Below are 5,268 nucleotides of genomic sequence, written 5' to 3'. Positions count from 1 at the left end.
CGCTTTTTGTCTCCGTTCACCACGCTTCCTACGATGGGGGCCATCAGTATGCCGAGCGACAGGCGTAGGGCGTGGGAGTCGTCGGCCAGTCCGGCCGAGGAGGCTGCTGTGGCGAGCGCTTCGGCAAGCTGGTTGGCGTTGATGATGCAGAGTGTGCCGAACATTCCGGCTATGGCGAATATCACAGCGAGCGGACGCCATCGGCGGCCGAGTCCTGAGGTGATGATATGCATCGGGCCGCCGACCGGAGTGCCGTCAGTGCGTGTGGAGCGGTGGAGTATGGCGAGCACCCCTTCATGATATTTGGTGCTCATGCCCACGATGGCGCTTATCCACATCCAGAAGATGGCTCCGGGTCCGCCCATGGCGAGTGCGATGGCCACTCCTGCTATATTGCCCATGCCGACGGTGGCGGCCACGACCGACAGCAGTGCCTGTGCGGAGCTGATGCCGCGTTGCGGGGCGTCTCCGGAGCGGTTTTGGCGAAGGGCAGCCAGAGCGTCGGGAAGGCGTCGCACCGAGACCATGCCAGAGTAGAGAAACAGGAAGAGTCCTCCACCGATAAGCACAATGAAAAGCGGGTAGCCGCACAAAGTGTCGGCTACCTGCGTAAGTGTGTCGGATATCGATGTCATGATCGCCTGTCAGACGAGATGTGCCACGAGTTCCTCGCGGTCGCCCGGAAGAAGGTCGATGACGGGTATCTCGATCATGGTGTAGGCTCCGGGCTGCAGACGCATGGCCGCGCGCGCCGCTCCGACGAGTATCTGTGCGGTCAGCGCGGGGTTGTTGATGCTCATGCTGAATTCAAAACGCTGGTTCTGTGTGCGTCCGGAAACTCCTTTGCGGGTCATGTTGACGCCGTGTCCCATGTCCTTGACTTCATCGACCGATTTGACTTCGATCACGTGGGTTTCGTCGCTGGCGAAGTAGGGGTCGGTCTTCACGGCTTTGGCCACGTCGTCGAGCTTTGCTCCCGGCTCAAGTTCTACATATACCATGCGGCGGTGTATGCCTGTGCCGAGGGGTATGGTCATGGAGAGTGCGTCCTTTACTCCGGGTTTGGATTTGACGCAGACGGTGTGGCCCATGCTCATTCCGGGACCGAAGTTGGTGTAGGTCACGCCTTTGGGCGCGGCAGCCTGCATGAGTGTCCTTACCACGGAGTCGCTTCCGGGATCCCATCCGGCCGAGATGACTGCCACTGTGCCGTGCTGGCTGGCAATTTTGCCGAGGTCGCGGCGGAGCTGCGGTATGAGCGAGTGGATGTCGAAGCTGTCGACGGTGCAGATGCCGGCGGCGAGCATTGCCGATGCGTGCTTTTGCACTTCGCGTGTGGGTGTGCAGAGTATAGCCACGTCGACTTTGCCCAGTTCGGCAATGTCGGTCACTACCTTGTAGGGGGCGAGTTCGGCAGGCTGCGCGCCGAGGCTTCGGCGTACGATTCCGGCGATTTCGAAGTCGTCGGCTTCCTGAAGCGATTCGAGCACGAAGCGTCCGATATTGCCGTAGCCTACGATCGCTGCTTTGATTTTGTTCATAGAGTGTGTGTGTTATTGATAGTTGTTATTTGAGAGCCGAAACGATGTCGCGCGTGTCGCGTGCGATCATCAGCTCTTCGTCGGTGGGTATGACCACTACCTTTACTTTCGATGCGGGAGTGGATATTTCGGTTTCGGTGCCGCGTGTGCGTGCGTTGAGATCCTTGTCGATCTCCACACCCATGAATTTAAGCGGTTCGCATACGTTCTCGCGTACGCCTGTCTGGTTTTCGCCGACTCCGCCTGTAAACACGATGACGTCGACTCCTCCCATCTCTGCGGCGTAGGCGCCGATATATTTTATGATGCGCTGTTCATACATGTCGAGTCCGAGCTGGGCGCGCTCGTCGCCGGCATTGTCGGCTGCTTCAATCTCGCGCATGTCGGAGGATATCTCTGTGACTCCGGCTATGCCGCTCTCTTTGTTGATGATGCGCTGTATGTCGTCGGCGGTGTAGCCGTGGCGGTGCATGAGATATGTGATCGCTCCGGGATCAACGTCGCCCACGCGGGTGCCCATCATGAGGCCTTCGGTGGGGGTGAGTCCCATCGATGTGTCGACGCTCTTGCCGTAGAGCACAGCGGTGATTGATCCGCCGTTGCCGATATGGCAGGTGATGACTTTCTGCTTGGTGATGTCGAGTCCGAGGAATTCGCATGAGCGAGCCGACACGTAGCGGTGGCTGGTGCCGTGGAATCCGTAGCGGCGCACTCCGTCCTCTTTATAGAACTTGTAGGGGAGTGCATACATGAACGACTTGGCGGGCATGGTCTGATGGAATGCGGTGTCGAACACTCCTACCTGAGGCACTTCGGGCATGAGAGCCGAGATGGCTTCGATGCCGGTGATGTTGGCGGGGTTGTGGAGCGGTGCGAGGTTGTAGCAGTCCTTTACCTGCTGTATGACTTCGTCGGTGATCAGCACCGATTTATTGAATTTTTCCGCTCCGTGCACCACGCGGTGTCCGACGGCGTCGATCTCCGAGTAGTCCTTGATGCATCCGACGGTGGGATCGGTCAGGTTGTTGAGTATGGCTTCGACGGCTCCCTTATGGTCGGTGAGTCCGAGGGGCTGTATTTCTTTCGATCCGTCGGCTTTCTTGAATTTGAGGAATCCGTCGGCGAGTCCGATTTTCTCTACTCCGCCTTCGGCCATGGTGTTGTCTGTGTCGGTATCGATCAGTTTGTATTTCACGGAACTGCTGCCGCAGTTAAGCACTAATATTTTCATGCCTGATTAAAGATTGTAGCGTTATGATATGTTGAATTTCGGTCAGTTTTTAAGTCCGATGGCCTGATTGCAGGTCATGATGATGGTCTTGTAGATATCCTCGGGGAAGCATCCGCGCGAGAGGTCGTTGACCGGGGCGGCGAGTCCCTGCAGCACCGGACCTACAGCCTGTACTCCGCCCAGGCGCTGCACGAGCTTGTAGGCGATGTTGCCGACTTCGAGCGAGGGGAACACCAGCACGTTGGCGCGGCCGTTGAGGGGGCTGTTGGGTGCCTTGGAGTGTGCTACTCCGGGCACGATTGCTGCGTCGGCCTGCAGCTCTCCGTCGAGAATGAGGTCGGGCGCCATTTCTTTGGCTATCTCAGTGGCGCGGATCACTTTGTCGACGCGCTCATGGCGTGCGCTGCCCTTGGTGGAGAAGCTGAGTATTGCCACACGCGGCTCTATGCCGGCTATGTCGCGGGCGGTCTGTGCGGCCGATACGGCTATCTGTGCGAGCTCCTCGGCTGTGGGATCGGGAACTACCGCACAGTCGGCAAAGACGAGTATGCCGTCGGTGCCGAAGTTGAGTCCTTCGGGGAGCAGCATGAGGAACGCTCCCGAAACGACGCTGATGCCGGGCTGTGTCTTGATCACCTGGAATGCGGCGCGGAGCACGTTGCCGGTGGTGTTCTGTGCGCCTGCCACCTGTCCGTCGGCGTCGCCGGCTTTCACCATCAGGCAGCCGAGATATAGCGGATTGGCCGTAGTCAGGCGAGCCTCCTCCATGGTGATGCCCTTGTTTTTGCGCAGTTCGAAAAAGAGCGGCGCATAGCGGTCGATGACTTTCTCGTCGGCCGGATTGACGATGTTGGCGTCCTTGATGTGCTCGAGTTTCAGCTCTTTTGCAAGGGCGTGTATGTCGGCGGGATCACCAATGAGGGTGATGTCGGCGATTTTTTCGGCGATGATTCGGTCAGCAGCCGAAAGAGTACGGGGCTCAGTGCCTTCCGGGAGAACTATCCGCTGGATATTGGCCTTGGCCTTTGCGGTCATTTTCTCTATCAGTTCCATTTGACAGGTAGTGTGATTAGGTTGAATTTTATACGCAAATTTAGGCAATATCCCGAAACTGACCTATAAAAAAGGAACAAATTACCGGCTGTAAACGTTTTTTTACCAAACAAGATATCGGATTGAGATAATTTTCAATTGATTGTAATTATGGAAAAAAGAAAGAAGAGATCAAATACCAGCGTATGGCTGGTGGCCGGAGTGGCGGTGCTGATAATTCTGCTGATCGTGTGGCTGACGGTGGCCGATCTGTGGGGCGACACTGACGTGGCGGCTCGTGCGGTCATGAAAGGTGTAGAAAATTTCAATATGCTGTCATGATACTTGCCGGAATAGGATTGACGACATGGCTCGTCTGGGCTCTGATCGGGGCGGTCGGAGGATATATGTGCGGCCGGCTTATGACTTCGGGCGGAGTGCCGGCGGCGGTCAATGTAGCGGTGGGCATAGCGTCGGCCATCGGTGGCGGCTATGCCTTCATCCGGTGGTTTGGCGAGAATGACTATGGACAGACCATATCGCTCTGTGGAGCGGTGGTGGTGTGTGCTGTCGTGCTGTGGTGTCTGAGCTTCATATTCAGGAGAAACGGCGGCGATTCATGACCGTCTCTGGAGTCTATGGCTTGCGCCGGCACAAAAAAACGTCAAATACACCGTAATCATGACCAATTTCTTCGTAACTTTGCCGATATGTTACGAAGAGCCATACCACTGATAATATTTTGCATTGCGGCCTGTCTCGGTGCCGCCGGACAGAAGAAGGCCACAGTCATAGCACCGTCATATGCCTGGAGTATGCTTCCGCCGCTCGGACTGCATGAGTCTGCCACGATAGACACACTGCTATTTGACTACTCGATGGAGTCAGTGCCCTCGGCTGTGTCTCCGGCGTGGGTCTCGACGGGCAATCTCGGTTCGCCCGGCATAAATATGATACTGGCCGACAGGCCTGCCATGAGCGATTTTTACTTTCGCGACGCCATACGCCACTGGATACCGATGCAGGGTAACCACAAGTTTTACAACACGCGCATTCCGATGACGCTCGTGAGCTATAACACGTCGGGCGGCCGGGAAACGGCGCAGGATCGTCTGCAGGCCGATTTTTCCGGTAATGTCAACAGTCGCCTGCAGTTTGGCGCTTCGGTCGACTATCTTTATTCGAAGGGAAGCTATGCCAATCAGGCCGACAAGAATCTGGCGTGGGGGCTGTCGTCGTCGTATATGGGCGACCGCTATGAGCTGCAGACGTTCATAAATCATTACAACCTTGTGGCTAAGGAGAACGGCGGCATCACCGACGATCTGTATATCACCAATCCGGAAGTGCTTCAGGGCGGATCGGCCAAGATCGATGCCAAATCGATCCCGACCTTTATGACCGGCGCGCACTCGCGAGTCACCGGATCGGAGTTAATGGCCAATTCGCGCATAAAAGTACGTT

General features: G+C 56.7%; 7 protein-coding genes. 3 read left to right on the top strand and 4 right to left on the bottom strand.

The genetic code is table 11. The features are described from left to right. The 4 genes from C5O24_RS10475 to pta all read right to left on the bottom strand — a co-directional run. Positions 1 to 635, bottom strand: a 635-nt coding sequence (locus C5O24_RS10475; RefSeq protein ID WP_133165532.1) for an alanine:cation symporter family protein, incomplete at its 3' end; no start/stop codon positions are given. A 9-nt stretch (positions 636 to 644) separates the two neighbouring features. Beyond that, entirely contained in the window at positions 645 to 1,541 is an 897-nt protein-coding gene (locus C5O24_RS10470) for a diaminopimelate dehydrogenase (protein WP_107035259.1), read from the bottom strand. 25 nt (positions 1,542 to 1,566) lie between these two features. Then, entirely contained in the window at positions 1,567 to 2,772 is a 1,206-nt protein-coding gene (locus C5O24_RS10465) for an acetate/propionate family kinase (RefSeq protein WP_107035258.1), read from the bottom strand. 42 nt (positions 2,773 to 2,814) lie between these two features. Beyond that, the gene (gene pta, locus C5O24_RS10460; protein ID WP_107035257.1) at positions 2,815 to 3,825 is read right to left on the bottom strand and encodes a phosphate acetyltransferase; all 1,011 of its coding nucleotides are present in this window, start codon (positions 3,823 to 3,825) and stop codon (positions 2,815 to 2,817) included. Positions 3,826 to 3,975: 150 nt separating this feature from the next. On the opposite strand from pta, the gene C5O24_RS14050 reads away from it, so the two are divergent. The 3 genes from C5O24_RS14050 to C5O24_RS10450 form a co-directional block, all read left to right on the top strand. Further along, positions 3,976 to 4,146: a hypothetical protein gene (locus C5O24_RS14050; protein ID WP_161553884.1), complete on the top strand. Its 171-nt coding sequence runs from the start codon at positions 3,976 to 3,978 to the stop codon at positions 4,144 to 4,146. After that, the gene (locus C5O24_RS10455; RefSeq protein WP_107035256.1) at positions 4,143 to 4,427 is read left to right on the top strand and encodes a hypothetical protein; all 285 of its coding nucleotides are present in this window, start codon (positions 4,143 to 4,145) and stop codon (positions 4,425 to 4,427) included. The genes C5O24_RS14050 and C5O24_RS10455 overlap by 4 nt, the downstream gene beginning before the upstream one ends. A gap of 87 nt (positions 4,428 to 4,514) precedes the next feature. Continuing rightward, positions 4,515 to 5,268: putative porin (locus C5O24_RS10450; RefSeq protein WP_161553883.1), on the top strand; the 754-nt coding region annotated here is incomplete at its 3' end.

The sequence above is a fragment of the Paramuribaculum intestinale genome (assembly GCF_003024925.1).
GTDB lineage: Bacteria > Bacteroidota > Bacteroidia > Bacteroidales > Muribaculaceae > Paramuribaculum > Paramuribaculum intestinale.
The sequence above is the reverse complement of the archived record's forward strand: the minus strand, read 5'-3'. Positions and strand labels throughout refer to the sequence as shown.

Excerpts from the sequence above, each read along its gene's own strand:
- C5O24_RS10470 (WP_107035259.1), bottom strand. The coding sequence starts at position 1,541 with ATGAACAAAATCAAAGCAGCGATCGTAGGCTACGGCAATATCGGACGC.
- C5O24_RS10465 (WP_107035258.1), bottom strand. The coding sequence starts at position 2,772 with ATGAAAATATTAGTGCTTAACTGCGGCAGCAGTTCCGTGAAATACAAA.
- pta (WP_107035257.1), bottom strand. The coding sequence starts at position 3,825 with ATGGAACTGATAGAGAAAATGACCGCAAAGGCCAAGGCCAATATCCAG.
- C5O24_RS14050 (WP_161553884.1), top strand. The coding sequence starts at position 3,976 with ATGGAAAAAAGAAAGAAGAGATCAAATACCAGCGTATGGCTGGTGGCC.
- C5O24_RS10455 (WP_107035256.1), top strand. The coding sequence starts at position 4,143 with ATGATACTTGCCGGAATAGGATTGACGACATGGCTCGTCTGGGCTCTG.